Source organism: Saprospiraceae bacterium, assembly GCA_026129545.1.
Taxonomy (GTDB): Bacteria; Bacteroidota; Bacteroidia; order Chitinophagales; family Saprospiraceae; genus M3007.
On record JAHCHX010000001.1, the window covers coordinates 1,923,996 to 1,950,941 of the forward strand.

Annotated in this window: 12 protein-coding genes; 9 read left to right on the plus strand and 3 right to left on the minus strand. The window is 54.8% G+C overall.

What is annotated here, in order from left to right; translation table 11 throughout:
- Positions 1 to 40: 40 nt before the first annotated feature.
- Positions 41 to 760 carry a lipoyl(octanoyl) transferase LipB gene (lipB, locus tag KIS77_07510; protein ID MCW5922171.1) on the minus strand — a complete coding sequence of 240 codons (720 nt, stop codon included), beginning with the start codon at positions 758 to 760 and terminating at the stop codon, positions 41 to 43.
- 159 nt (positions 761 to 919) lie between these two features.
- Between lipB and KIS77_07515 the strand changes: the two genes are divergently transcribed.
- Both KIS77_07515 and KIS77_07520 read left to right on the plus strand, forming a co-directional pair.
- Positions 920 to 2,521, plus strand: coding sequence for a CTP synthase (locus KIS77_07515; GenBank protein ID MCW5922172.1), 1,602 nt, complete (start codon positions 920 to 922; stop codon positions 2,519 to 2,521).
- A 78-nt stretch (positions 2,522 to 2,599) separates the two neighbouring features.
- Positions 2,600 to 3,034: a hypothetical protein gene (locus KIS77_07520; GenBank protein MCW5922173.1), complete on the plus strand. Its 435-nt coding sequence runs from the start codon at positions 2,600 to 2,602 to the stop codon at positions 3,032 to 3,034.
- A 72-nt stretch (positions 3,035 to 3,106) separates the two neighbouring features.
- Here KIS77_07520 and KIS77_07525 read toward each other — a convergent pair whose 3' ends face one another.
- Complete coding sequence (locus KIS77_07525) at positions 3,107 to 3,955, minus strand: dienelactone hydrolase family protein (protein MCW5922174.1); 849 nt, start codon at positions 3,953 to 3,955, stop codon at positions 3,107 to 3,109.
- A 271-nt stretch (positions 3,956 to 4,226) separates the two neighbouring features.
- Between KIS77_07525 and KIS77_07530 the strand changes: the two genes are divergently transcribed.
- The 7 genes from KIS77_07530 to KIS77_07560 all read left to right on the plus strand — a co-directional run bounded on the left by KIS77_07530 (position 4,227) and on the right by KIS77_07560 (position 17,718).
- Complete coding sequence (locus tag KIS77_07530; protein MCW5922175.1) at positions 4,227 to 9,692, plus strand: choice-of-anchor L domain-containing protein; 5,466 nt, start codon at positions 4,227 to 4,229, stop codon at positions 9,690 to 9,692.
- 253 nt (positions 9,693 to 9,945) lie between these two features.
- A complete protein-coding gene (locus KIS77_07535) occupies positions 9,946 to 10,767 on the plus strand; it encodes a hypothetical protein (GenBank protein ID MCW5922176.1) in 822 nt (273 codons plus the stop codon).
- A 21-nt stretch (positions 10,768 to 10,788) separates the two neighbouring features.
- Entirely contained in the window at positions 10,789 to 13,005 is a 2,217-nt protein-coding gene (locus tag KIS77_07540) for a T9SS type A sorting domain-containing protein (GenBank protein MCW5922177.1), read from the plus strand.
- Between the two features lie 497 nt (positions 13,006 to 13,502).
- On the plus strand, positions 13,503 to 14,591 hold the full coding sequence (locus KIS77_07545) for a T9SS type A sorting domain-containing protein (GenBank protein ID MCW5922178.1): 1,089 nt from the start codon (positions 13,503 to 13,505) through the stop codon (positions 14,589 to 14,591).
- 353 nt (positions 14,592 to 14,944) lie between these two features.
- A complete protein-coding gene (nhaA, locus tag KIS77_07550; protein MCW5922179.1) occupies positions 14,945 to 16,258 on the plus strand; it encodes a Na+/H+ antiporter NhaA in 1,314 nt (437 codons plus the stop codon).
- Positions 16,259 to 16,632: 374 nt separating this feature from the next.
- On the plus strand, positions 16,633 to 16,953 hold the full coding sequence (trxA, locus tag KIS77_07555) for a thioredoxin (GenBank protein ID MCW5922180.1): 321 nt from the start codon (positions 16,633 to 16,635) through the stop codon (positions 16,951 to 16,953).
- A gap of 93 nt (positions 16,954 to 17,046) precedes the next feature.
- Positions 17,047 to 17,718: a response regulator transcription factor gene (locus KIS77_07560; protein MCW5922181.1), complete on the plus strand. Its 672-nt coding sequence runs from the start codon at positions 17,047 to 17,049 to the stop codon at positions 17,716 to 17,718.
- Between the two features lie 220 nt (positions 17,719 to 17,938).
- Here KIS77_07560 and KIS77_07565 read toward each other — a convergent pair whose 3' ends face one another.
- Positions 17,939 to 26,908, minus strand: coding sequence for an HYR domain-containing protein (locus KIS77_07565; protein MCW5922182.1), 8,970 nt, complete (start codon positions 26,906 to 26,908; stop codon positions 17,939 to 17,941).
- Positions 26,909 to 26,946: the final 38 nt, after the last annotated feature.

Below are 26,946 nucleotides of genomic sequence, written 5' to 3' on the forward strand. Positions count from 1 at the left end.
ATTGGTGATTGGTTGTCGGTGAGGTTGCTGAAGTAGTGTGTCAGCCTGCAATTTCGCATTCAAATACTGCGGCAAAATGGCGTTTGAGCCGTTCTTTCACGGCTTGCATATCCACGGGGCGGCCCGTTTCCGCGGCCAACGATGTCACCGTTTTGTCCTCATCGGCGATGCCACAAGGTACGATGTAATTAAAGTATTCGAGCGGGGTGTTTATGTTAAAAGCCCAGCCGTGCAAAGTGACCCAACGGCTTAAATGGACACCAATGGCGCAAATTTTACGGTTGATGGCTGAGGGTTCAAGGTTTGCGGTATTTTTCACCCAAACACCTGTGTAGTCTTTGATTCTAAATGCCTCTACATCATACTCTGCGAGGGTTCGGATGATTACTTCCTCGATATTGCGCACATAACGATGCACGTCGGTAAAAAAACACTCGAGGTCGAGAATGGGGTAGCCGACGATTTGGCCGGGACCGTGAAACGTGATGTCGCCTCCGCGATTGATGGGGAAAAATTGGATGCCGCGAGCGCGGAGTTCGTCCGCTGAGAGCAACAAATTGTCCATTGAGCCGCTTTTTCCAAGTGTGTAAACGGGCGGGTGCTCAACGAGCAAAAGTTGGTGCGCCTGTGGGTAGGTTCCGGGCTTTAAATCCCTGTTTTTCAGTTTGTTTTCAATCAAGCCGCGATGCAGCGAGGTTTGAAAATCCCACGCCGATTGGTAGTCCATGAAATTCAAATCCCGAAACTGGACGGTTTGCATGAGCGGTAAAACAGCGAAGGAGAAAGGATGTTTTGAGCGATGTGGCCAGATGGCTAACAATGCTCGGCTGCCGAAGTCTTTTCAAAGAAAACAAGGTGCTCGCAACCTACAACGGCGCGGAACACCTACCTTTGCATCCCGTAACAGCGATAACGTACTATGACGAAATACATCTTTGTTACGGGCGGTGTCACCTCTTCGCTCGGAAAAGGCATACTTTGTGCCTCGCTCGCCAAACTGCTTCAGGCTCGCGGCTTCTCCGTAACAATTCAAAAGTTCGACCCTTACCTCAACGTGGACCCCGGCACGCTCAATCCCTATGAGCACGGCGAGTGCTATGTGACGGACGACGGCGCGGAGACCGACCTCGACCTCGGCCACTACGAGCGATTTCTCAACAAGCCCACTTCGCAGGCCAACAACGTCACCACGGGGCGGATTTATCAAACGGTCATCAACCAAGAACGAGAAGGAGCTTATCTCGGCAAAACAGTGCAGGTCATCCCGCATATCACCGACGAAATCAAGCGCCGGATGCTGCTTTTGGGGCAATCGGGCCAATTTGATTTGGTCATCACAGAGTTGGGCGGCACAGTGGGCGACATCGAGGCGCTGCCTTATATCGAATCGGTGCGTCAGTTGCGCTGGGAACTTGGGCGCGACAACTGTTTGGTGATTCACCTGACGCTGATACCGTTTTTGAACGCCGCTAAGGAACTGAAAACAAAACCCACGCAACACTCGGTGAAAGAGCTGTTAAGCCTCGGCGTTCAGCCCGATGTGTTGGCTTGCCGCACGGAGCACCCGCTTGGCCCCGACATACGGCGCAAGCTGGCGCAGTTTTGCAACGTGGAAACGGGCAGCGTCATAGAGGCGCTCGACGCAGAAAGCATCTACGATGTGCCGCTGTTGCTTTTGAAAGAGCGCCTCGACGCGGTGGTGATTTCCAAACTGCATCTGCGCGACACCAAAGAGCCGAATCTGAGTTCTTGGAAAAACTTTTTGGGCAAACTCAAAAACCCCCTGCACGAAGTCAAGATTGGTCTCATCGGCAAATACAACGAACTGCCCGACGCTTACAAATCTATCTACGAGTCCTTTGTGCATGCGGGAGCGGTGAACGAGTGCAAGGTGCGTGTCACCCCCATCCATGCCGAGGATTTGGAAGGCAGTTACAAAGATGTGAGCAAGGTGCTTGCGCCATTCAACGGCGTGCTCGTCGCGCCGGGCTTTGGTGAGCGTGGCATAGAGGGAAAACTATCGGCGATTCGTTATGCCCGTGAACACAACATCCCATTTTTCGGCATCTGCCTCGGCATGCAAACGGCTTGCGTGGAGTTTGCCCGCAGTGTTTTGCATTTGGAAGGGGCTGCCTCCACAGAGGTGATGCCCAACACGCCTCACCCAGTCATAGACATGATGAGTGAGCAAAAAACAATCACTCAAAAAGGCGGTACCATGCGTCTTGGGGCATATCCTTGTGAGTTGAAAAAAAAATCGAAGGCACACGCGGCCTATGGCGAGTTGCTCATCAGTGAGCGCCACCGCCACCGCTGGGAGTTCAACAACGCCTACTTGGAGCATTTTGAAAAGGCCGGGATGAGCGCAACTGGCATCAACCCCGAATCGAAGCTGGTGGAAATCATGGAGCTAAAAGACCACAAGTGGTTTGTGGGGGTACAGTTTCACCCTGAATTGAAGAGCACGGTGGAAAATCCGCACCCCTTGTTTGTCGCTTTTGTGAAAGCGTGCATGGGCTGAGAGTCTATTCCGAGTGTGGAATAATTTTTGTACCTATGCACTTTGTTTTACCCGTTCATTTTAAACTCTTTAATTGTCATGCAAAGACTGATTCCCGCTCTTTTGTTCGGCCTTTTGGCTTTTGTCTCGTGCACCAAATCTGACACAGACGACCAGCAAAAACTGCTCAACGACCAGTGGTATGTGGCCTATTTCGAGACCATTCCAACTGGTACGACCGTGCCGACAGACAAAACCTCCGATTTCACTGGCTTTACTTTTGAGTTTAACGACAACGACGAATTGGTGGTTCGTTCGCCCAACGGCAGCAACGCCACTGCCCAATGGAAGGCGCTGGACAACGACACCAAGATGGGCATCAAAATGGCCAATCCCTTTGCCCCGATTGATGCCTTGATGGGCAACTGGCGCATTACGGAGAAGACAGCCAATAGCCTTGAGCTGAAAAGCATTGATGCCCTTGCCACTGACCCTAATTTCTCAAGCACAACGGTTTACTTCAAAAAACAGTAAGCACCTAACACTATATCCATTTTAAGAGCCTGTTTTGCCTGACGCACTGGTAAAGCAGGCTTTTTTTGTGCCTCAAACCAAGTGTTTTTGGAAGAAAGCGAGTGTTCGTTGCCAAGCCAATTTGGCGGCAGCCTCGTCGTAGCGGGCAGCAGAGGTGTCATTGTGGAAAGCGTGGTTGACCCCTTCGTACATATACAGTTCATAGCGTGTGCCAGCCTTTTTGAGCGCCTCCTCGAATGCAGCAATACCGGCATTGACACGTTCGTCGAGGCTGGCGTAGTGGAGTTGAAGAGCCGCTTTTATTTTGGGCACCTCGCCCACATCAGGCTGACGGCCATAAAAGGCAACGGCAGCGCGAAGCGCGGGCACATTTACGGCCAAGTTGTTGGCCATCAGCCCGCCCCAACAAAAACCAACACAGCCAAAGCTGCCGTTGCAGTCTTTCCGTGTTTTTAAAAAATCGAACACCCGGATAAAATTTTGCAGGCTTTCCTCGGCTTTGAGGGTGGTGAATAGTTGGCGGGCGTCGTCCTCGTTAAGAGGAGTGCCGCCCAGAGGAGCCAAAGCATTGGGAGCAATGGCCAAATAGCCCGCTTGGGCCGCTCGTCGAGTCACATCTTCTATGTGTGCATTGAGGCCCCGATTTTCATGCACGACGACGACCGCCGCGTATCGCTTTTGCTGCTTGGGGCGGGCCAAGTATGCTTTCATCTCGCCATTCACGCCGGGATACGCAACATATTCGGCGAACAAGCCGTCTGCCCGAGTTTTGGCTGCTGTGGAGCAGGATTCGAGCAAAGGCAACAATGCCATGGCTGCCGCCGCGCCGCCGGCAAGTCGGGTCAGCTGTTCCAAAAACTCCTTGCGCGTCAGCGGTTTGTGGGTGTATTCGTCGTAGAGGCGGATAATGCGTTGGTCCATGCGTCAAAAAAATGGTGAGCGAATGCGTAAATGTAGCGTCTGCTTTCCATGCCAGCACAAAAAAATGCCCAACCCCGACAAAACGGGCATCGTCTTGCGGTTAAAATGGCTCTTGAAAAGAATTTTGCCGCGACAGATGCACGGGCAATTTCTTTAAAAGCCTACTTTTCGGCTTCTAAATTTAATCCTTTAATCCTCGCGTCCAAACGTCGTTCCCGGACTTGATAATCTCCTGAATTTCTGTCAGGACTTTAAACAATCTCTCACACGGATGAATCGCATAACTGGCTTGTTCCAAAAACTACTGCTCTCTGTTTTTCTTTTCTTTTTCCTCACAACATCCATACGAGCGCAGCTGATGCAGGCGACCGGGGCCAACACGCCTCCGTTCACGCCGCAAAATCTTATCTCCAACATCTTCCTCGGCGATGGGGTGGAAGTGACCAATGTCACCTTCAATGGCAATGCGGCCGCGATTGGCTATTTCACGGGTGCCACGCAGGCAATTGGCATAGACAGGGGCATCGTGATGACAACCGGGCGAGTGGAAAGCACGGGCGGGCTGTTTGGCTCGGTCGGCTGCACCGAGACGGGCGTGGCGTTTGCCTCCACCGACAATTTTATTTTCACCAACGACCCCGATTTGGCGGCGCTTACCAATGGCGTGCTGCGTGATTTGGCGATTTATACCATCACTTTTATCCCGACCGATAGCTTGCTGAGTTTTCGCTATTGTTTTGCTTCGGAAGAGTACCCAGAATATAGCTGCAATGTTTTCAACGATGTGTTCGGCTTTTTTATATCGGGGCCAAACCCGGCAGGCGGCAACTATACCAACACCAACATCGCGCGCATACCCGGTACGGCGCTTCCTGTAGCCATCAACACCATACACCCATTTTATCCGCCCAACTGTGCCGCAGTCAACGCACAGTATTACAACAACAACGACTTTTCAAACAAACAACCCACCTACGATGGGTTCACGGATGTGTTCACGGCGGAAGCAAAGGTGATTCCATGCCAGTCGTACACCATCAAACTTGCTATTGCTGACGTGACCGATGGCATCTATGACTCCGGGGTGTTTTTGGAGGCCAAAAGCTTTGGAACAGGCTCGCTGCGCGTCGAAGTGACGACCACTAGCCTTGATGGCGCCATCGTGGAAGGTTGCGCTGCTGGCACACTGACCTTTAAAGTGCCCAATGTTGCCCAGCAAAACATTCCGATTGACTACAACGTGTGGGGCACGGCCACCAATGGAGTGGATTATCAGACGATTCCCAGCGGTCTGTTTATTCCAGCTGGGCAATCCCAAGTGACCGTCCCGCTGATTGCTTTTGAAGACAACATGGCGGAAGGGGATGAGTTTATCGTCGTTGACGTGCAGCGCGACCCCTGCAATCGCGACACCATCTACATCGCCATCAAAGACAATGGCTTGGTGAAACCCTCGCTCCGACCCGACACCACGCTTTGCGTGGGAGCGCCAGCCATCGAGCTGGACGGCACCCTGCCCATCTCCCTGCCTGCTCCGCCCTCTTTCACCAATCAACAGGATTTTGTGATTCAGCCGACGAACGTGCCGGTGTTTTCGCCGATTAACGTGGTCGGCGTGCAGCCTACGGTGCTCCAATCGGGCGTGATTCGCTCGGTATGCCTCAACATCACGCACGCTTGGGTGGACGACCTCGATATTTTCCTAATTGCCCCGGGAGGACAGTTTCTCGAGCTATCTACGGACAATGGAGGCAACGGCGACAATTACACCAACACTTGTTTTACCGAAACAGCCGCCACAATCATCAATTTTCCAGGCCCCTTTGCGCCGGCAAGCGCTGCTCCTTTCACGGGCGATTGGTTGCCAGAAGGCGTGTGGTCTGACTTGTGGGGCAGCCCCACCAACGGGAACTGGCGCCTGCAAATCATTGACGATGCCAACGGAATCGTAGGAACGCTGCGCGATTGGACCATCACATTCGAGCCATCTTATCGCGTGGATTATCAATGGTCGCCTACCACCGGATTGAGCAATCCGACCTCCCCAGTGACTACCGCCAACCCAACCCAACCCACTACTTACACCATCGTCGCCACGGATTCTTATGGCTGCACGGTGACGGATTCGATTGCCATTGACGTGCAAACGCCGCTGCCTGCACCCGTCGTCACCTGTGGAGGCAGTTCAAGCAGCACCATCACGTTCGATTGGGCCAACGTGGCAGGGGTCAGTGGCTACCAAATCAATGTCGGTGGGCAAGGCTGGGTTCCCGTCGGCAATGTCAATACTTATTTGGTGGAAAATCTGCCGCCGAGTTCTGCAGTCACCCTTCAGGTGCAAGGCATTGGCGGAACCAACGTATGCGACCCGCTCATCGGAACAGTCACTTGTTTCAACTGCTCGCCGCCAACTGCCACGACCGCTGCCACAAGCGTCAGTTGTTTTGGGGGGAGTGATGGTTCCGTCAGTGTCGTGCCCGACGGCGCGAACCCGCCCTACACTTTCAAATTGGGCGCTCAAACCTCTACCACAGGTATTTTCCAAAATCTCACGGCGGGACTTCACATCGTCACCTTGACGGATGCCACAGGCTGTTCGGTGGATTTGCAAGTCACGGTCGGCTCTCCTTCGCAGTGCATCGTGGAAACCAATGTGTTGCAAAACGTATCTTGCTTTGGGGGCAACAATGGCTCTGCCAGCGCCTCTGCCACGGGCGGCACACCGCCTTATACCTTCGTGTGGAGCGCAGGAGGGCAAACCACGCCCACCGTGTCGAATCTTAGCGCAGGCACCTACACCGTCACCGTCACGGATGCCAATGGCTGCACCTCCACCGCAACGGCTACCGTGACACAACCTGCCGACTTGGCGTTGAGCGCGTTGGGTTCTTTTGCCAAATGTTTTGGCGAACCGTCTGGCGCAGCCACCGCCAGCGCAATGGGGGGAGTGGCACCCTACAACTTCGTGTGGAGCAACGGCGTGAACGGAACCACCAACCCCAACCTGCTGGCAGGGAATTATTTCGTCACAGTGACCGATGCCAACAATTGTGCTGAAACAGCCTTTGTCACCATCGGTCAGCCGCCTCAACTCGCCGCGACAATCGCCACCCTCTCAGTCAAATGCGCTGGCGGCGCTGACGGCTCGGCCACCGTGACCGTCACGGGAGGTGTCGGGCCATACACTTACAAATGGAGCGACTCGGCAGGGCAAACCACCCCAACAGCATCGAACCTTAGCGCACAGGATTATTCCGTGACCACAACCGATGCCAATGGCTGCACTTTGGTGACAACGGCCAGCGTGCTCGCGCCGCCACCGCTTTCTGCGGTCGTATCGAACACCAACGCGCTTTGCAACGGTGGCACCGCCACCGCCAACGCGACTCCCTCCGGCGGCACCGGGCCATACACTTACAAATGGAGCGATGCCGCCGGGCAAACGACGGCGACGGCCAACAATTTGCTCGCAGGCAATTACACTGTCACCATCACCGACCAAAATGGCTGCACACTTACCAACAGCGTCAGCATATTCCAGCCAGAAGCCATCCAACTCACAGCGACGGTGCAAAACGTCACTTGTTTTGGCGGGTCCAACGGACAAATAACCGCACAACCTTCCGGTGGCGTAGCACCCTTCACATTCTTGTGGAGTTCCAACGAGACCACAGCAGCCATCACAGGAAAAATGGCTGGCGGCTACACCGTCACAGCCACCGATGCCAATGGTTGCACCGCTGTCTTGCAAGAAACCATCACCGTGCCGACAGAAGTACTGCTCAACGTGAACACATCCGACATCAAGTGTTTTGGAGAAAACAATGGCACCATCAGCGCCGCCGCTTCAGGCGGCACGCCCGGATATGCCTTCGCTTGGTCAGGGCCAAACAATTTTGCCAGCACCCTCTCCAATTTGCCCAACCTTATCGCCGGAACGTATAACCTAACCTTGACTGACAACGCAGGTTGTACCCTGACATGGACAGGCGAAATTCTACAGCCCGACTCCGCATTGACGCTGACATTGCCCGCCATCGCTGACACGATTTGCTTTCAAGCCAGCAACGGCACCGCGACGGTAGTGCCGTCGGGCGGCACCTCGCCTTACACTTACCTCTGGGATGTCAATGCCCAAACGACGCAAACCGTCACAGGGCTTGCTTCAGCTCCCTACAAAGTCACCGTGACCGATGCGAATGGCTGCACCAAAGAGGCATCCACAGCCGTCGTGCAAAAAGAAGAACTCTTTGCCTTTGTGCAGGGCGCTCCGCCTCCGTGTTTCAACCAAGCACAAGGAACCGCCACCGTGACAGCCGTTTTCTATGGGGCCAACAACGCGGACATCAGCGCATTCTCCTACACATGGAGCACCGTGCCTATTCAAACGGGTTTCCAAGCAACAGGGCTACAGCCGCTCCAGACATATTCCGTCACGGTGACGGATAAAGAGGGCTGCACGGCGGTCCAATCCGCGAGCATCGGCAATGCCCTCGAATTTTTCGCCAATATCCAAACCTTTGAAAACGTGAAATGCTTTGGGGATGCCACAGGCTCGGCCACAGCTGGGGCTATTGGCGGCGTGCAACCCTATTCCTTTACTTGGAGCGCGGGCTCCCCCAACGGCGCTTCCACGCAAAACCTCGCCGCAGGCACATATCGGGTCACGGTGACGGATGTCAACAATTGTCAGGCCACCACTACCGTCACCATCGCCCAACCGCCGCAACTCCAACTCGACATCGTGGCCACGCCAGCCAAGTGTTTTGGCGAAAGCAACGGCAGCGCCAAGGCAATCCCATCGGGCGGCACCCCCCCTTACACCTACCTATGGTGGGTTGGAGGGCATCAAACACAAGAAATCAGCGGCCTCCCGGCTGGCTCGGTAGGGCTGACTTTGATAGATGCCAATGGCTGCCAGACACTTGACTCCGCACTCATCACGCAACCTGCCAGCCCCGTCGGGGGCACGGCGGAGAAACGCGACCCAAAATGTCATGGCGGCCGCGACGGTGAGATCACCATTAGTGCCACAGGCGGCACCCCACCCTATCGCTACACCCTCGACGACAAGCCGTACAATGGCTCGCCCAAGCAAATCAGCATTGGTGCAGGAGTTTACACGCCCAAGGTCATGGACAAGAATGGTTGTGTCTTCGTGCTGCCTCCCATCGAGGTCAATCAGCGCCCACCCCTGCAAGTGGAACTCGGGCCGGACATCACCATTGAGTTGGGGGAAAGCACACAACTCATCGCCGAAGTGCTCAATGCGGTCGGCGCGGTCACTTACGCCTGGAATCCGAAGGACAGTATCTGGCTCAGTTGCCTCAACTGCCCAGACCCGTTCGTGGACTCGCTCTACTACCAGAACTACTTTGATGTGCGGGTGAAAGACTCGCTCGGTTGCGTCGCTGAAGACCGCATTCGGGTAGTCGTGGAAAAACCGCGCAGGGTGTTCGTGCCAACAGGCTTCACGCCCAATGGGGATTTCAACAACGATTTGCTTTTGGTACATGGCCAAATTTCCGCCCGCGTGCTGACCTTCCGGGTGTTTGACCGTTGGGGCGAATTGGTCTATGAAGCGGGTGATTTTCAAGTCAACGACGACACCATCGGCTGGGACGGCACTTTTAGGGGGAAACCCATGGACCCCGGCGTGTTTGTGTGGGTATTGGAAGTGCAATACATGGATGGCGCAAAAGAGGTGCTGAAGGGGAATACGACGTTGATACGGTGAGTCAAATTGTCGGACATTTTTCCAACAGAAAAGGCTTCTGGGCAGATATATACTTCGCGCCGTTAGGTTTTGGGCATGGCTGCAATCGCAATCTGCTAAAAATCAAGAACATCAATCATGTTCATCTAACAAATCCTAGCGAATCAAGGTATATGTTCGAGGCTTGTTTCGGTGAAGGGAAAGGCCTCCACCGAAACAAGCCTATTGACACGCCCCTTGCCAACCATTTTTCGTTCGCTAAAACATCTTCGACATGAAATCAATCTCATTGCTCCCCACCCTCGCCCGCTCCTTCAATAAATGGTGTTTTTTGCTATTGCTGCTGTGGGCCGCCCCGTCCGTTTCGCTCGCGCAATCCAGCTCTATTTGTGTCATTGAGCAAGGGGCTGGCGGTGAGTTTTGTGACAACGACTCCGACACCATGGCATTCCCCAACCCTTTCTATGTGCGGATATTTTTGCACATCATCCGCGACAGCCTCGGGCAAGGCGGCCAAAGCCCCGCACAGGTGGAGGAGGCGCTGACTTTTCTCGACAAGGCCTTCAACCCGCATGGGATATTTTTTGTGCGCGACTGTGAATCAGTGTTTGTTGACCAGCAGCCATGCTTCAATGCTCCATCATTTTCCACACCCGGCATGCCTCATTGTGCAGACCCATCTTTGTTCATTCCGGGCGGCATAAATTTATTCCTTTTTCCTGACCGCCTAACCAACGCCCAATTGGATGGAGGAATCGCTTTTGGGATACCGTCATCAGGTCTTGCCCTGTTTGGATTGATAGACACGACTACCAACAACACCTCAATGGTTCGCTCTTTTGTGTTGGCACACGAGGTGGGGCATTGTTTGGGGCTTTATCACACCCATGCGGGCACGGGAGAAACGCTTGGGGGAGCGGGATTCTGCAACGTGTCTTCAGAATGTGCCGACGGCTCCAATTGCGGAAGCGCGGGCGACTATGTGTGCGACACCCCGGCCGACCCCAAACTTCAGACTTCCACACACCCCAACGTTGCCCCCCCTACCTGTCAGTGGACCCTGAGCGGCACCGACAACTGCAACGGAACACCCTAAAACCCCGATGAGCTGAACATCATGTCATACAGCGACTTGAGATGCTATCAGTACTTCACGCACCTGCAAGCGCAGCGCATGAAGCGCCACCTGCGAGACAGCCCCACCCTAACTGGCGTGACCATCACGGGTACGCAAATCAGCTCCGACACCACTTGGAACACAGCCAACATCCCGATTGACGACATACTGGTCGTGAAATCGGGCAGCGCCCTGACCATCGGCGGCAACACGACCGTCAAGTTCAGCCAACAGGGACGGCTCATCATAGAGCCGGGTGCCCGGCTCTATCTGCACGGCAAACTCACCAACAACGATTGCGCCGACACATGGAAGGGGGTGGAAGTGTGGGGCAAAGCCTCCGAAACCCAGCAAACTTCGGGCGGCATCTACCAGCAAGGCTGGCTGCTGAGCTACTCCGGCGCGAGCATCGAAAACGCCGACATTGGCCTACAACTCTGGGGCCCCGACGCGGCCCAGGGCGCGGGGGGCGGTGTACGGGGCGTGCGCTTCATCGGGTGCCGCTACGTCAGCGAATACGACCCGCCTTCCCCGACAGACATAGCCGACTACGGATACGGCATTTTCGCGCACGATGCGGGCTTCGAGGTGCTGCCGCGCTGCGTCTCTTCCACACTGCCCTGCGAGACGTACGCCCGCTCGGAGTTCAGGGGGCTGGGCTACGGCATCTGGCTGGGCAGCGAGAAGTTTGCCCACATCGCCCACACCGTCAGACAAGCCGATTTTCACGACTGTCAAATCGGCCTCTCCAATTCCGGTGTATCGGGCGACCTGATGGTGCTCAACAACTTTTACCTCGGCAGGCCAGCCGGCAGCAGCTTTCCCACGCGGTTTGGCGTGGCGCTGGGCAATAACCTCAACGGCTTCACCCTTGAGGAAAACATCTTCACCAACGCCGACCCGGAGTCCGGCTCGGCGGTCGGCATCTGGGCCGCGGCGCTCGGCGGATTCAACAACGTCATCCGACGCAACACCTTCATCGGACTGACCGCCTCCAACTTCGCCTTCCTGCAAAACGCAGAAGCGACGATACCGCCCCGCGGCCTCTACTACGACTGCAACACCAACCAAAACAGCGAGCGCTATGACTTTTTGGTGCTCGGCAGCATCAAAAGCGAGCAGGGGCTGGAGAGTGGCATACCTCCAAACGTGACCTATGGCCCTTCAGGCAACAAATTTGCTTACACAGGCAGCCCAGATGACCGGGATTTTTCTAACACGGGTTCGAGTGTGAACTATTACTATTACCAATCTGGGACAGATGAAGAGCCGGAGGATTACTCAGGTATCATACCGACTGAAAGACAGTTCGCAAACCCCTGCGAAAGCAATTACTGCGCTCCAACTTGCGAAACCCCGACGGAGCAGACCCAGCGCAAACAGCAGTACCATGTGGCAAAAAGCGCTTTCCTCAGTGCTTTGGCAGATTACCAGACGGCCGTGCAAGCAGAAAACCCCGAACTGGCAGCAGCAAAAAGCAAACTGGCGGGCTACCACCGCAAGCAGATGGACGTTCATGCTTACAGCATCGTGTCGCACCTGCTGTACGACACCACCACATTCCACCGCGACACTTTCCGCCTTTGGCTCGGCAATTTGGACACTTACGGGACACGGATTTCACTGGCAGGCGATTACTGGGCTGCGGGCGACACAACATCTGCTAACACTGTGCTGAACGGTGTCTCTACCGCCTATACATTGACCGAAGCACAGGCCGCCGACTTTCAAAGGGTGAAATACCTGTTCGGCAATCTGTACGGTAAGAACATCTACAATCTCAGTCAGAATATCATTGACGAGTTAGAAGTGTTCGCCGCAGACTCGGCAGGCTACGCCACCGGGATGTCGCAGACCATACTCCGGCTGTACGGGAGGGACTATCCGCCAATTGCCTACCTGCCCGGTGAGGAACGGGGGCAAAATCAGGGCGGCAAAAAGACAAACAGCGCAGCTCCGCCAAAAGAGAGCCTTCGCGTTTATCCCAACCCAGCGAACGAAGAGGTGATGTTCGACTTGCAAAGTTTCAAAGGTGAAGAAGATGTCCAAATCCTTGTTTCGAACACATCGGGGCAGGTTGTTTGGTCTTATGCTGGAACCACTGATACGGCAAGCCCGGTCAAATGGAGAACTGCTGACCTCAAGTCTGGGATGTTCTTTTTCCGCGTAGCGGTGGGCGACTTTGTCGGCACGGGGAGAATCCTTCTTCATAAATAGTCTTTCAAAACCATTTGGCCTTGCCTTGCTTCACGCGGGGCAGGGCTTCAATTTTTTGTGCCATGAAAAAAATTCTGGTTGCTTTGTTGATATTGTTGCGCTTAACCCTTGCCTTTCCCCAAGCAGGCTTCAACAATAAATATGACCTTGACTTATCAATAAACTTGTTCAGAAATTTGCTTTTAGACGGCGATACGTTGGTCGTATTTGGTGTTGGCATTCAGCTCAACACAAATCAACAGGGGATAGTTTTTGTCAAGATGGATACCTTCGGAAATGTTCACCAATCGAAAATCATTTTAGATGAATCGGGAGATTCTTACACGGCTGGCCTAAATTATAGCATAATAAAATCTTCGGACAGTCTCGGATATATACTCGTCGGTGAGCCCAAGTCTGTTTATTCAGGATTTTTGATGAAATTGAATAAAGAGGGGGATTTGATTCTTTATCAAGAACAAACCGATTCGGCCATATTAGTGGTTTTTCAAAGAAATGTGATCGAAGTCAAAAATGGTTTTTTTCTTAGTGGGCATAAACAAAAAAGCGACTTTTCAATAGACATCTATGTAGCGCGTACCGACAAATCAGGCAACAAACTTTGGGAAAAATCCTACGGCCAGCCCGGCATACAGGATTTTCAAGGCTCCCTCGTCAAAATCAGCGACAACGAATTCGTCATCGGCGGCTCGCACCAGTCGCCGCAGAACACGCCGATACCGCAGCGTTGGGCGCGGGCGTGGCTCTTCGCCATAGACAGCCTCGGCGAGGTGCTGTGGGAGTTCGAGGAGAGCGAGAACCTTGTGGACGCGGGCGTGGTCGGCCTCAACCCCACGCCCGACGGCGGCTGGCTCTATTGCAGCGGCAAGACCGAAATCTTCTCCGCCAACGACTGGGGCAGCCGCTGCCAAATCGTCCGCCGCGACAGCAACTTCAACCTCCTGTGGACGCGAATTTTGAGCGAAACCTCTTACTCCACCAACTCCATGGTGGACATGAAGCCCACCCCCGACGGCGACTGGGTCGCCATAGGCCGCTGGTCAACGCCCATCATCTCGGGTCAGTCCAACTACCTCGGCGGCAGCGTGCATCGGCTGAACGACTCCGGCGACACGCTTTGGAGCAAACTGTTCACCGCTTTCCCGGCCAGTCCCAACGGGTCCGAGAACTATTTGGGCGGCTTGGCGGTGCTGCCCAGCGGCAGCATCGTGGCAGCAGGGTACACCCGGCGTTTTGCGCCGCCGACCACGCAGTATTTTGGTTGGGTCATCAAGGTGACTGCGGACGGGTGCGTGGACACGTTGTGCATCACGAGCAGTGCGCCCGTGCCTGTCGAGGAGGAAGTGGAGGTGGCGGTGTATCCCAACCCGGCGAACGAAGAGGTGATATTCGATGCAAGCGGTCGGCAGGGCGAAGTATCCATTCAGGTGTACGACCATAGCGGTGCCCGGGTTTGGGATTGCAGCAACGCCCGAGGCGTTGTTCGGTGGAGACCAACGGGCATCGCGCAAGGTTTTTACTTTTACCGTATCGCTGACCACAACAACCTGCCAATTCAGGCGGGCACAATCGTTTTGGCGAGATGAGTGTTGTGCATTTCGTATTTCCTTCAAAAAAAGTATACCTTGATTCGCTAGGATTTGTTAGATGAACATGATTGATGTTCTTGATTTTGAACAGATTGTGATTGCAGCCATGCCCAAAACCTAACGGCGCGAAGTATAAAAAACCTAGGCAGGGCAACAGACATTGAATTTTGACAGGATTTACAAGATTTACAGGATTTTTCGCAGCGAAGCCGCCTCATTGAACCTGTAAATCTTGTTAACCCTGTCAAAACATATAAGGCTGTCATCCGAGTACTCTGCGTTTGGAGGCTGACTAAGTTTTTACCCAAAAAATTAAACACCCAACACGACGATTGATTTATGTTTGCCTCATGCGCAAAGATCCTATAGACCGGCTGCTCGAACCAATTGGCCGATTCATCAACAACTCAACCACTGGCGGCATCATGCTTTTCCTTTCGGCAGTCGTCGCCTTGGTGTGGGCCAATTCGCCATGGAAAGAATCGTATCACCACCTTTGGGAGCATAAATTTACCATCGGATACGATGACTACTTTATTTCCAACACATTGCATCACTGGATAAACGACGGCTTGATGGCGATTTTCTTTTTCGTCATAGGCTTGGAGCTGAAGCGGGAAGTGCTGGCCGGGGAGTTGTCGAAACCCAAAGAGGCGCTACTGCCATTGATGGCGGGTCTGGGGGGCATGGTTGCGCCAGCCTTGATTTATCTGGCTTGGAACGGCAACACGGGCGCGAGCAGCGGTTGGGGTATCCCAATGGCGACCGACATCGCATTCGCACTCGGCATTTTGTATCTGCTCGGCGACCGGGTGCCTACCTCTTTGAAGATTTTCCTGACGGCGCTTGCCATCGCCGACGACTTGGGCGCGGTGCTGGTGATTGCCATCTTTTACACTTCCGAGTTTTCAGCGTTGAGCCTTGGCATTGGGGCGGCGTTTATGATGGTACTCATTGCGGCCAATCTGCTGGGTGTCAGGAACACGGTGTTTTATGGAATCGTGGGCATCGGCGGGCTGTGGCTGGCGTTCCTGCTGTCGGGCATTCACGCGACAGTGGCAGGCGTGTTGGCCGCGCTCACCATCCCAGCCAACGTGAAAATAGAAGACCGCAAGTTCGTCCAGAAAATCAACCTGCTTGCGAAAGCATTTGAGGACGCGGAGACCAACAACGTCAGCCTGGTGACGCAGGAGCAACTGCATGTGCTTGACAAAATTCGCTACTACTCGTTAGCCGCGCTCACACCACTCCAACGGCTCGAACACGGCATGCACCCCTTGGTGTCGTTTGTGGTGATGCCCATATTCGCTTTGGCCAACGCGGGCATTACCTTTTCGGGCGATTTTTTCTCCAACATCGGGAGCAACGTCACGCTGGGCGTGATGGTGGGCCTGTTGGTGGGCAAATTCGTCGGCATCGTGGCGATGACCAAGCTCATGGTGTTGCTCAAATGGGCCGGGCTGCCGACTGGCGTGCGTTGGGGGCACATTTACGGCGCCTCGCTTTTGGCGGCGGTGGGCTTCACCATGTCGCTGTTTATCACAGAGCTGGCTTTCAAAGACCCGACCTACATTTTGCAGGCCAAATTCGGCATCCTGCTCGCCTCGCTCATAGGCGGCACCGCTGGCTATTTTCTATTGAGCAGGCTGGGCAAGGAAGAATAGAAAGACTTCCTGATGCTTCTCTCGTGCTGTGTAGATTCTTCCCTGTCGCTCGGCCGGCAAGCAAGACAACTCAAAACGAGAAAGTTGAGTGGCAAGTTTGTTTTTTGAGTGTAACAAGTCTTATACCTCGCGCCGTCAAGTTTAGAGCATGGCCATAAGCACAATTTGCCCAAAATCAAGAACACCAATCATATTTATCCGACAAATCACAGTGAATCAAAGTATATAAACGTTGGGGCGCGGACATTTTCGACTGTCCATTCAAGGACGCGCACAAGTTGGCGTGTTACCTTTGCAACCATTTCGGTCTTAACGGTGTTTCAACACTCGATTTTTCAAACTTGCAATTTTCACTCAATTAATTTTTTTCCAAAATGGCATACGAACTCACGGATTCGAACTTCAAATCGGACGTCATCGAAAGCGGCAAAGTAGCGGTAGTGGACCTTTGGGCAGAATGGTGTCAGCCTTGCTTGGCGATGGGTCCTATCGTGGAGCAATTGGCCGACGAATACAAAGACCGTGCGTTGGTCGGCAAACTCAATGTGGACAATAACCAAGAGGTACCGATGCAATACAACGTGCGTGGCATCCCGACTTTCCTGATTTTCAAAAACGGGGAATTGAAAGACAAACTCGTCGGAACACAGCCCAAAAAAGTGCTTCAAGAAAAAATAGAGGCATTGCTGGCCTGATGTGACGTTGTCCCCAGCTATCAAAACCCGCGTTTGGACCTGTTCCAGACGCGGGTTTTTGTTTATCGGGATACGCCGCCGTAACTTCGTGCCATGCGCATACTGCTCATCGAAGACGAAATCAAGACCATTCAATCGCTCCAGCAGGGTTTGGCCGAACAACAATGGCTCGTGGACACCGCCACCGATGGCGACACGGGGCTGCGCCTCGCCTTGGAAAGCACCTATGATGTCATCGTATGCGACATCATCATGCCCGGTGTCACGGGGCTTGAAATCTGCCGGTACTTGCGCGCGAAAGGCAACAAAACGCCTTTTCTCCTGCTCTCCGCCCTTAGCCACACCGACGACAAAGTGACAGGCCTTGAAGCCGGAGCCGACGACTACCTGAGCAAACCCTTTGAATTTCGTGAATTGCTCGCACGAGTGCGGGCGCTGGCGCGGCGGCCTGCCGCCAATTCCCGCCCTGAAAATGTGTTGCGGTTCGGCGACTTGGAGCAAGACCTCGATGCCAAGACGGTGCGGCGCGGCGAGCGCCCCATCCTGCTCACCCCGCGCGAATTTGACCTCCTCACGTTATTTCTCCGCAACCCCGGGCGCGTGCTGTCCAAAACCGAAATCGCCGAAAAAGTCTGGGATTTGGATTTTGACACTGGCACGAACGTCATCGAGGTGTATGTCAATTACCTCCGCAACAAGGTGGACAAGGGTTTTGAGCAAAAACTCATCCACACGCAGTTTGGTCAGGGCTATGTGTTGAAATGATGCGGTTTGTTGAAAGGCTTGACCAATTCGGAAATGGCCAATTCTCAATGTTCAATGGCTTGGGGCTGCCTAAGTTTTAACGAAATTTTTTAGGTGCTGCCCCTCACGGCGCAAAACAGAGCGCCCCGCCAGTTGATTCGACTGGCGAGGCGCTTCGTTTTTTAGGAGTCATTCAGACCCTGTTTGTTGCCCTTGGGCGAACAAGCCTTCGGACAAGAAATCACTCCAACAAAACCATCTTCTTGCGGGCGCTGTGTTGGGCTGCTTCGAGCTCGTAGTAATATACACCCGGAGCGCCCAGCTCATCACGGCGGAAGCGCAATTCGTGGTATCCCTTGTCAAAATCGGCACTGATTTGCTTGAGCAGCTGACCAGCGGTGTTGAACACCCGCAGCGTGGCGGGGCCTGATTCCGGCAGGCGGAAAGCGATGGTCGTCAGGCTGTTGAAAGGGTTGGGTTGGTTCTGATACAGCGCGAAAGTGGCAGCATCGGCCCCGTTTTGTCCTTGTGTGAAGGCAAAATCGAGGTAGAGCGGCTGGCCGTCGCGGTCATAGCCTTCGGCGCGGGTGATTTGTGAGCTGGGATGCAGCATCTCTTCCAAAGAAGCCCCATTGCGTAAGGCCTTGAAACGCAGCGTGAACAACACGGTGCCGTCAGGCAAGGTCATTGGCACGGCATTCACCCACAGCGAGGTAAGCAGCCCTTCCTTCGCACGCATCGCCCCAAAGTTGGCATCGTTCATGTCGGGCAGCGCGCCCGGCACGATGTCCACCAATTCCAACACTTTGGGGTCGAATTGGAGGGTCATTTGCCAACCGGAACGCTCGTTGAAATCATTCGCCTTGAACGCCACCTCGAAGGTTTCTCCCTGTTGGAAGCTGCGCTCGTCGAGACGGAACAAGAAAGTGCCGCCGGAGCGGTCGTCGGCATCGTCGTCGGTGAAGCTCGGCACGATGTTGCCGTTCACGTCGCCCATGCGTACGGCCACGAAATCGTCGTCGAGGAAACTCATCGTCGCTGGCAGGTGACTGATGGTGCTATCCGGCTCCACGCTGATGGGGTTGGGCGATGGGAAGACGTAGGACTTGGGGATAAACTTCCAGTCGAGCGAGCCGGTGATGTGGTCTTGCAGGCCAAGCGCCACTTGTTGGATGCGGGCATAGTCGAGGATGGACAGGTTCCCGTCGCTGCTCACGTCGGCTGCCACGAACTGGTAGGGGGATGTCAGCAGTTGGACCCCCAAGACGTGGCGTTTGATGAGCAAGATATCGGCTCCCGTGATGGCATCGTTGCCGGGGGTGGATTTGAAGCACTTGACGGTGGTATTCGTGTTGTTGGGTACTAGGAAAAGATAGGTGCCGCCGGGTCCAGTGGTCTGGTCGGCAACGACATCGCCAGTGAGCGACACCAACACGCCCGGCACGGGCTGCGGGTTGTTCCAAGTTTGAATATCGCCACCAATTTCGAGTTCGGGTTCGTCGCAAGTGATTTCCACCGAGCCATTCACTACGGTCACGTTGGCCGTCGCGGTGTCGCCATTGACCAGAATCTCGAATATCTCGTTGGTGACTACGACGGGCGATGAGGAACCGATAGCCGCCGCACCCAGTTGAATATCAACACTAAACAACACGGTGCCGCTGGGCAAAGTCAATGCGGTGTCTGCCCATTCCACCTCCAGCAACCCTGCGTTGAGGGTGGGCGTGAACGCCGCTGCCAGACTAGGATGCACGCTATTGGTAGTGATGCCGAAGAGTGTGCCCACGTTGTTGTCCGTGACGCTTAGTTCAAAATTGAACCCAACCACATCCGAGAAATTTTCGACCGTCACCGGGACGGACAGCGTCTGGCCGATGCAGCCCTCCGCGTTGCCCACGCTGAGCGTGATTCTCAAACCCTCGTCCACCACGATGGTATCCACCTGACGGCAGCCGTTCGATTGGTCAATCACCGTGACAGTATAAGTCCCCGCGGCCAATCCCGTGATGGTGGGGGTAGTGGCTGTGGTGCTCCATTCGTAGGTGTATTGCCCGCTGCCACCGCTGGGGGTGGCAGTGGCAGTGCCGTCGTTGGCACCCGACACGGATTCGGGCGTGGAGGTGGTCACGAGGGTGAACACCTGATTCAGACCGGGTGTTACGTTCACGTTGACGGTGCAGGCGTTCAAATTGCCCGCCTCGTCCACAGCAGTCAAGGTCACGGGGTTGAAACCCAAATCGCCGCAATCGAACAGGTTTTTCGAGAGGAACATGGTGTCAATGCCACAGTTGTCGGTGCTGCCGAGGTCAACGTCGTTGGGCGACAGGAGGGCTTGGCCATTGGTTCCGAGCGCGATGACGATATCGTTGTTGCAAATCAAGGTCGGGATGCTGTTGTCAATCACCACCAGAATGATGGAATCCACAGCCGTGTTGTCACAGGCATCTTTTGCCGTGATTTGGATGTTGTATAGGCCTACCACATATTCGCCGCTCAAATCCGAGTCGCCGTCGCCTTGCGGCCCATTGTTGGTGATGGCAAGCAGGCTATCGGGCTGGCAATCGCTCACGAATTGCGCCACATCGAACGACCAATTGACCGAGCAGGTCAAATTGATGGGGAAACTCGCCGTGAAGAGCGTCACCGTGTCGGGCATTCCCGTGAACACGGGTGCCTCATCGTCGGTCACCACCACATTTTGCGTGTGCACGGCGGTGTTGCCGCAATCGTCGGTAGCTATCCAAGTGCGTTGTATGGTATAGCTGAATTGGCCGCAACTGCCTTGTCCGACATTCACGGTGTCGAGTTCCAACACCACGCTCACATTGTTGGTACAGTTGTCGAAGGCCGTCACGACGGGCGGCACCGTCAAAGTGTCGGTACATCCGATGGTAATATCGGCGGGCAAAAGCGAGAGTGTCGGTTTCACGGTGTCCAGCACGCTCAAAATTTGCACACAAGTGGCGGAATTGTTCGCTTGGTCAATTGCCGTCCAAGTGCGTTGAATATCGTAGCAAGCATTGCCCGTGCCGGCGACTATGGCATCCGTGAAGGAGACCGTCGTCGTTGGGCAGTTGTCGCTGGCCAAAGCAAAACCTTGCGTATCGGGCGAAAGGTCAACATTGCAGATGACCGTTCTATCGGGCGGGCAGGCTGTGATAGTTGGCACTACGTTGTCCTGCACCACGATGAATGTTTCGCAGATGGCTTGGTTGCCCGCTTCGTCTTCCACATACAAGCGCACCGGATGTTGCGTCACCCCATCCGCGTCGGGGCAAGTGAAAACGATGGCAGAAGTGATGGGGCCAAGCGGGTTGAGACGCTGTATGCTCAAGGCCAAATCATTCTGTGCGGTGCAGTTGTCCGAGCTGCTCGCATTGATGTTGGCAGCCGTCACCGTCACCGTGCCAGAGGCTTGTAGCGACACGCTCACCCCATTGATGCAAGCCGCGATGGGGTCGGTGCCGTCCTTTACCTCTATAAATATCTCGTGCGTCGTTATGTTGTCATTCCCATCTCTGACCGTGTAAATGAGCGTGTAGGTGCCTACCGCCAACACATCGAAAAACTCCGTGCCTTGGTCGCTCAGGTTGTTGGTGATGGTCAGCGAAGTCGTGTCACAATCGCTGATGAAGGGGAAAATGTCAAAGCTCACGGTGTCTTTGCAATCCAAATTGTTCAAGTCCGTGAACACTACGAGTGTATCGGGCGCGCCAATGATTTGGGGTGCCTGAGTGTCCAATATCACAATCAATTGCGTCCCCGTGCTGACATTGCCGGCATCGTCGGTGGCCGTCCAGAGGCGTTGCAGGACGTAGGAATAGTCGTTGAGGAACAACACGGTATCTTGCTGGAACGCAATTTCCACGTTGTTGTCGCAGGCATCCGCGGCCGTCACGCTGGCTGGGTTTGGAATCGGGTCACAAGCCTCCAAGGCAAGGTCGGCGGGGATGGGCGACAGTTCGGGAGCCGTCACGTCCAGCGCCAGCACCGAGGTGGAGCATTGGGCGGTGTTCCCGCTCACATCCGTCACCGTCAGCACCACCGTCACTGGGTCGTTCAAATTCGCGCAGGTCAGCACCGCAGGGCTGATGTCCAAGTCAACAGGCCCACAATCGTCGGGGTCTGTGCTGCCATCGTCAATTTCCGCGACACTGAGGGCATAGTCGCCGGCAGGTGTCAGCTCCACCGTGAATGGTTGTTGGCAAAATGCCAACGGAGGGTTGTTATCGGGTTGAATCTGAACACTTTGCAGTTGTGTCGTCGTGTTGTTCTGCGGGTCTGTGTACGACCATGTGATGGCGTAGTTGCCCGCATTGAGCACATAACGCGGCGGGCCGCCCGGCACCAAAGGAGGCAGGATTTCTACCACCGGGGCAGAGGGCGTGCCGTAAATCGTGTCGAAGTCAATCCCATTGCAATCAAGCGCCATAGGGGCCTCCACGGTGTCCAAGCCGCAAGACGTAAGGATGTCGGGCAGGAAAGGCAACACCGGCACAGGCGACGTGCCATCAAACAGCGTGACGGTGAACGTGCAAGGAACGGCGCTCAAGCTATCCGCTTGGCCGTCTTGGGCCATCATCGTCACGATGAAGGTTTCGCCCGCCTGCACATCGGCCACCACATCGGAAAGTGTGGTGCCCGCAGCGGGGGTTTGCGTGATGAAGACATTGCTTGGGCAATTGTCCGTCACCTGCAAGCCATTGATATAACTGGGCACGAGTGTCTCGTCGGTGCAGCCTGCCGTGATGGACAGGTTTTGGTCAGAAGGACAGAGGATGGTAGGGGCTTCGTTGTCAATCACCCGAACGGTGAAGGCACACACCGTGGTGTTGCCCACCTCGTCGGTCGCCGTGTAGGTAATCACCGTGTTGCCCACCGGGAAGAAGGTGGTGGGGAAAATGCCAAACATGGGTGGATTGACATAGGTGAAGGGAGATGAAGCATTGATGGCGCTTTGCACCGAGGCATCGCTAATCGTCTCCGTCACCGTGTAGTTGGAGCAATCAAAGAAACTTTCCTCATTCGCGTTTGCAAACGGGCGGTACCAAGAGAAGATGTTGCCGCAGTTGCCAGTGGCATTGAGTATGACAAAAGTGCTGTCGCACACCAAATTCGTATTGCCCAAATAAGCGCCGAACGGCTCATTTATGACTGGGCCGTTCACATCCGCCACTTCCACTGTCACGGTCACTTCGCTGCTGTTGCCGCAGGGGTCTGTCACGGTGAAAGTCACCTCGGAAGTGCCAATTGGGAAATCCGCCGTCGCCGCCGCGCCCGTGCCGTTGATGTTGGGGCCAACGCCCAACGGAGCCAAGTCAATGACGTATGTGAGCGTGTAATCCGCAAAGTCGGTGGTACAGTTGTCCGTCACGTTGGCATCCAGTATTTCCACCGTGTGCGTAGCTACGCATTGCGGCACGTCGTCGTAATTGTTAGCTTCCAAACTAATGAGCGTATCAACATCCGAAATGACAGGCGCTTGCGTGTCGAGCACCGTAATGGTCTGTAAATGGGTGGTGAAATTGCCAGATTGGTCGCTCACCGTCCAGGTGCGGAACACGAAGAACGAATTGGCGCACGAGCCGGGCACCTCCGAATCGGAAAAAGCGATGTCGAGCGTGGCGCCACAAGCATCGTCGCAGGCATCCGTCACATCAGCCAGCGTGATTTGGCCCAGTGTGGCAAAATCGTTGGCATCATAGTCGCTGCATTCCACCGTGACATCGGGCGGCGCAACCACGTCGGCATCTATGATGACGGGCGGTGTCACATCGTTTGCCGTTACCGTTTTTGTGCAAACGGCGGTATTGCCAAACACGTCGGTGGCGCGGAAGGTCACGATGTTCGCGCCTTTGTCCTGACAAGTAAATTGATATTCTGCCGCAAAACCGCTGCCATCCACGTCCACCTCAAAAGTGAGCGGACAGGGTGGCGCGTCGTTCAGGGTGTTGTCTTCTATGTTGAAATTCAGCGCGTAGTCAGCCGCATTCAAGACGAATTGGCAATCGGCATCCAGGTCAATATCAGGCGCCACAAAAAGGTCACAGTCGGTGATGACGGGTGCGAGGGTGTCGCTGACCGTCACGACGCAAAGCGCCGAGTCGCGGGCGTTGCTAAAATCTTCCACAATGAAAAGGTAGTCATTGGGGCCGACGTTGAGACAATTGTAGGTCACCGTATCGCTCACCAATGCCAAAAAGCAGTTGTCTGTGCTGTTGTTGTTGAGTTGCGAAGGCACCACCGTCACAGTACCATTAGCATCCAAAAAGACTTCAATGTCTTTGCAAATCGCCACTGGGGGTTGGTCGTCGAGCACCACCACCTCAAAAGTGCAAATGCCGATATTGCCTGCCACATCCGTTGCCGTGTAGGTAATCAGCGTCGCACCCAAATTGAAGAATTGACCGGGATTGTGCGAATTTGTGAGCAGCAAAACACCCGGGCAATTGTCCGTAAAAGTGGGAGGAGTCCAAGTAACCGCCGCTAAACAACCAGCCAAATTAGCGGTCACCGGTGCCGGGGTTGGGCAATCCAACGTCTGCGGCGGCACGAGGTCTTCCACCGTCACATTGAAACTGCAAGAAGTCGTGTTGCCATCGGCATCCTCAAAAATATAGGTGACTGCCGTAGCACCGATGTTGAATACTGTCCCATCTGGAATCGGGTAAGTGCCGGAGCCTGACGTGACACCCGTCAAAGTGTAGCCGATGGAGACCACCCCGCAATTGTCCTTGTATTGGCCGGGGGCATTGATGATGCCGTCAGCCGGAAGTTCCGTCAGCAACAGTCCCGGAATATTTTCAGAAAGCGCATCGCAGGTAGTCGTGTCCGTGGAAGCCACGAAGTCGGTGGGGCAATTGACGATGGGCGCCAGTTCGTCCACCACGTTCACGGTGGCGGTACAAGTGGATGTATTGCCATCGCCATCACTCACCGTAAGGGTCACGATGTTGTCGCCCAAATTGGCGCAAGTCAGCGTATCGGGAGTCACCCAAATCGAGTCGAGGCCACAGTTGTCGCCGGAAGTCGCGTTCACCAAATCGGGATTCACCACCACGAAGCCATTGGCGTTCAGCGAAAGCGGTATCACCGTGCCAATGCAGTTGGCGACCGGGACACCTGTCTCAATCACCGTGACGGTAATCGTCACTGTGTCGCAATTGCCAAAGCCATCGCACCAGATATAGGGAATCTCGGTGACACCCACCGGGAATTGAATCGCCACAAATTTTGTCGAAGGGTCGCACACGTCCAACGCAGGAATCACATTGAGGAAATCCGGGTCAGGCACGCCATTTATGATGGCGGGGCCTTCGGTCGGTTGGAGCATAATGGCACCACACACGCTCAATTCAAAGTTATCAAAAACAGGCACCACACAATCCGTCACGCTCGGCCTTTCGATGGTCACCACCGTAGAGCAATCCCCAGAGGTCACGTTCACGTTGTAAGTATCTGGGAACGTATAGGAAAGCACCGGAGGGGTAACATCCACCACTGTCACGGTGGCGCTGCAAGTGCTGGTATTTCCGGCGCTGTCCAAAGCGGTCAGCGTCACGCCGTTGTCGCCAATGTCGTCGCAGCTGAATTGTGTCTTGCTGACGTGGAAAGGTGAAATCGTCGTGGTGGCCGCTCCAAAAAGCCCATCAAACGAATTGGCCACCAGACAAAAATTGTCGCCCTCGTTCAAGGCAACCACGACAGAACCAGACTGGAAAAACCCGCCAGCGTTATCCGACAATTGCGTGAAAGCCCCATTGACCTCAAAGCCAAAGGGATCGAACTCCGCATCATCGGAGGTGAAATAGTCCCAAGTGAACGCCACCGTGGTGGTTTGTGGAATATCAATGCAAATTTTGGTGTCGCCGCCATTGCCGTCGTCGTTGGAAGTCAGCGCCACCGAAGTGGGCAGCCCGGAATCATCCGCGCTCCCGTCGCCCGTGGAGCTAAACGTCCAATGGTTGAAAGCGTAGTAGTAGGCAAACCCCGACACAAACAATCCTACGGGGTTGTCGCAGTTGTCGCTGCTGCCATTGTCGAGGTCCATTCCCATCACCAAGGCTTTGCCTTCCGCGTCCAGATTGACGGTAATGTCTTGACATTCAGCCGTCGGCGGTGTCACGTCGTTCACGGTGATTTCCACCGCGCAAGTGGCCGTCAGCCCCACCCCATCGGTGGCGGTCCAGAGTACCACCGTTGTCCCGGCGGTGAACGCCGCCCCGTCCAGCGTGGCTGTACCGTTGTAGTCGTTGACGATGCTGGCCACTATGCAGTTGTCAGTAGCGGTTGCATCCAAGCCCGTACCGCTCACCGTGTATTCGCAATTGGCATCGGCATTCTCTGTGACCAAAAGTACTGGGCAAGCAATCATGGGCACCTCTATGTCGTCCACCGTCATGTCATCGGTGGCGCTGCCGGAGCAGCCGCCAAAATCGTATAGATAGGTAATGGTGTGGATGCCCACACCTGCTACGGTTGCGTTGAAATTATTGCCCGTGACACCGAGACCCAGATAGGTGCCGCCGGGCGGCAAGCCACCTGTCAGTTCGACCATCGTGTCGTTGGGGCAAGCGAAGTTCGTGCCCAGCGCAAGGGTCACAACCGGCGCGTCCAGCGTGATGCTCGCATTGTTCTGGGGTGTGATGGTGTTGGTCTCGAACATACTGTTCGACACTTCCATCAGGAGCGGCGTGTCGGTAATCTCGACCGCCGCCGCGCCCCCTCCTACCACCTGAAAAGTGATGGTCAGCAGCACCGTGCCGTCAGCGAGGTCTTCGCCCACGACACCGTCCGGGTCGAGCCAGACATATACCAGTTCGCCATTGTCCGTGTCACCGCCCACAATCGGGTCGCCTCCTACACCGCCAATCTCCAGTGCGCTATGGCTGATATATTTCAATTGTGTTTCGTTCCAGTTGACGCTGTATTGTAAAGCGCCAATATCCGCGAAACCGCCTACCACCGCGATGGTGACATCCACCAAATCGCCGCAGGTGGCGTTGGCTGGCCCGCTCGTTTCCAAGGTCAGGTCGGGCGGAGCGGTCAGGCTGATAAGGGGCACCCCATTCGACCACGCCGTTTGCGCGAGCGCGGCCCATATCAGGCCTATCAAGGCTAACGAATGAGCAATGTGGTTCAGAAATTTCCATGAGGAATAACGGGGGGAGGCATCAAGCCACAAAGCAGGAGTGTGCAGCTTTCCTTTCATGTCGTAGAGTGGTAAGAATTAAAAAAAATAATCGGTTT

Coding starts and splice junctions, on each gene's coding strand:
- nhaA (MCW5922179.1), top strand. CDS start 14,945: ATGCGCAAAGATCCTATAGACCGGCTGCTCGAACCAATTGGCCGATTC.
- KIS77_07530 (MCW5922175.1), top strand. CDS start 4,227: ATGAATCGCATAACTGGCTTGTTCCAAAAACTACTGCTCTCTGTTTTT.
- trxA (MCW5922180.1), top strand. CDS start 16,633: ATGGCATACGAACTCACGGATTCGAACTTCAAATCGGACGTCATCGAA.
- KIS77_07520 (MCW5922173.1), top strand. CDS start 2,600: ATGCAAAGACTGATTCCCGCTCTTTTGTTCGGCCTTTTGGCTTTTGTC.
- KIS77_07540 (MCW5922177.1), top strand. CDS start 10,789: ATGTCATACAGCGACTTGAGATGCTATCAGTACTTCACGCACCTGCAA.
- KIS77_07525 (MCW5922174.1), bottom strand. CDS start 3,955: ATGGACCAACGCATTATCCGCCTCTACGACGAATACACCCACAAACCG.
- KIS77_07565 (MCW5922182.1), bottom strand. CDS start 26,908: ATGAAAGGAAAGCTGCACACTCCTGCTTTGTGGCTTGATGCCTCCCCC.
- KIS77_07535 (MCW5922176.1), top strand. CDS start 9,946: ATGAAATCAATCTCATTGCTCCCCACCCTCGCCCGCTCCTTCAATAAA.
- KIS77_07560 (MCW5922181.1), top strand. CDS start 17,047: ATGCGCATACTGCTCATCGAAGACGAAATCAAGACCATTCAATCGCTC.
- lipB (MCW5922171.1), bottom strand. CDS start 760: ATGCAAACCGTCCAGTTTCGGGATTTGAATTTCATGGACTACCAATCG.
- KIS77_07515 (MCW5922172.1), top strand. CDS start 920: ATGACGAAATACATCTTTGTTACGGGCGGTGTCACCTCTTCGCTCGGA.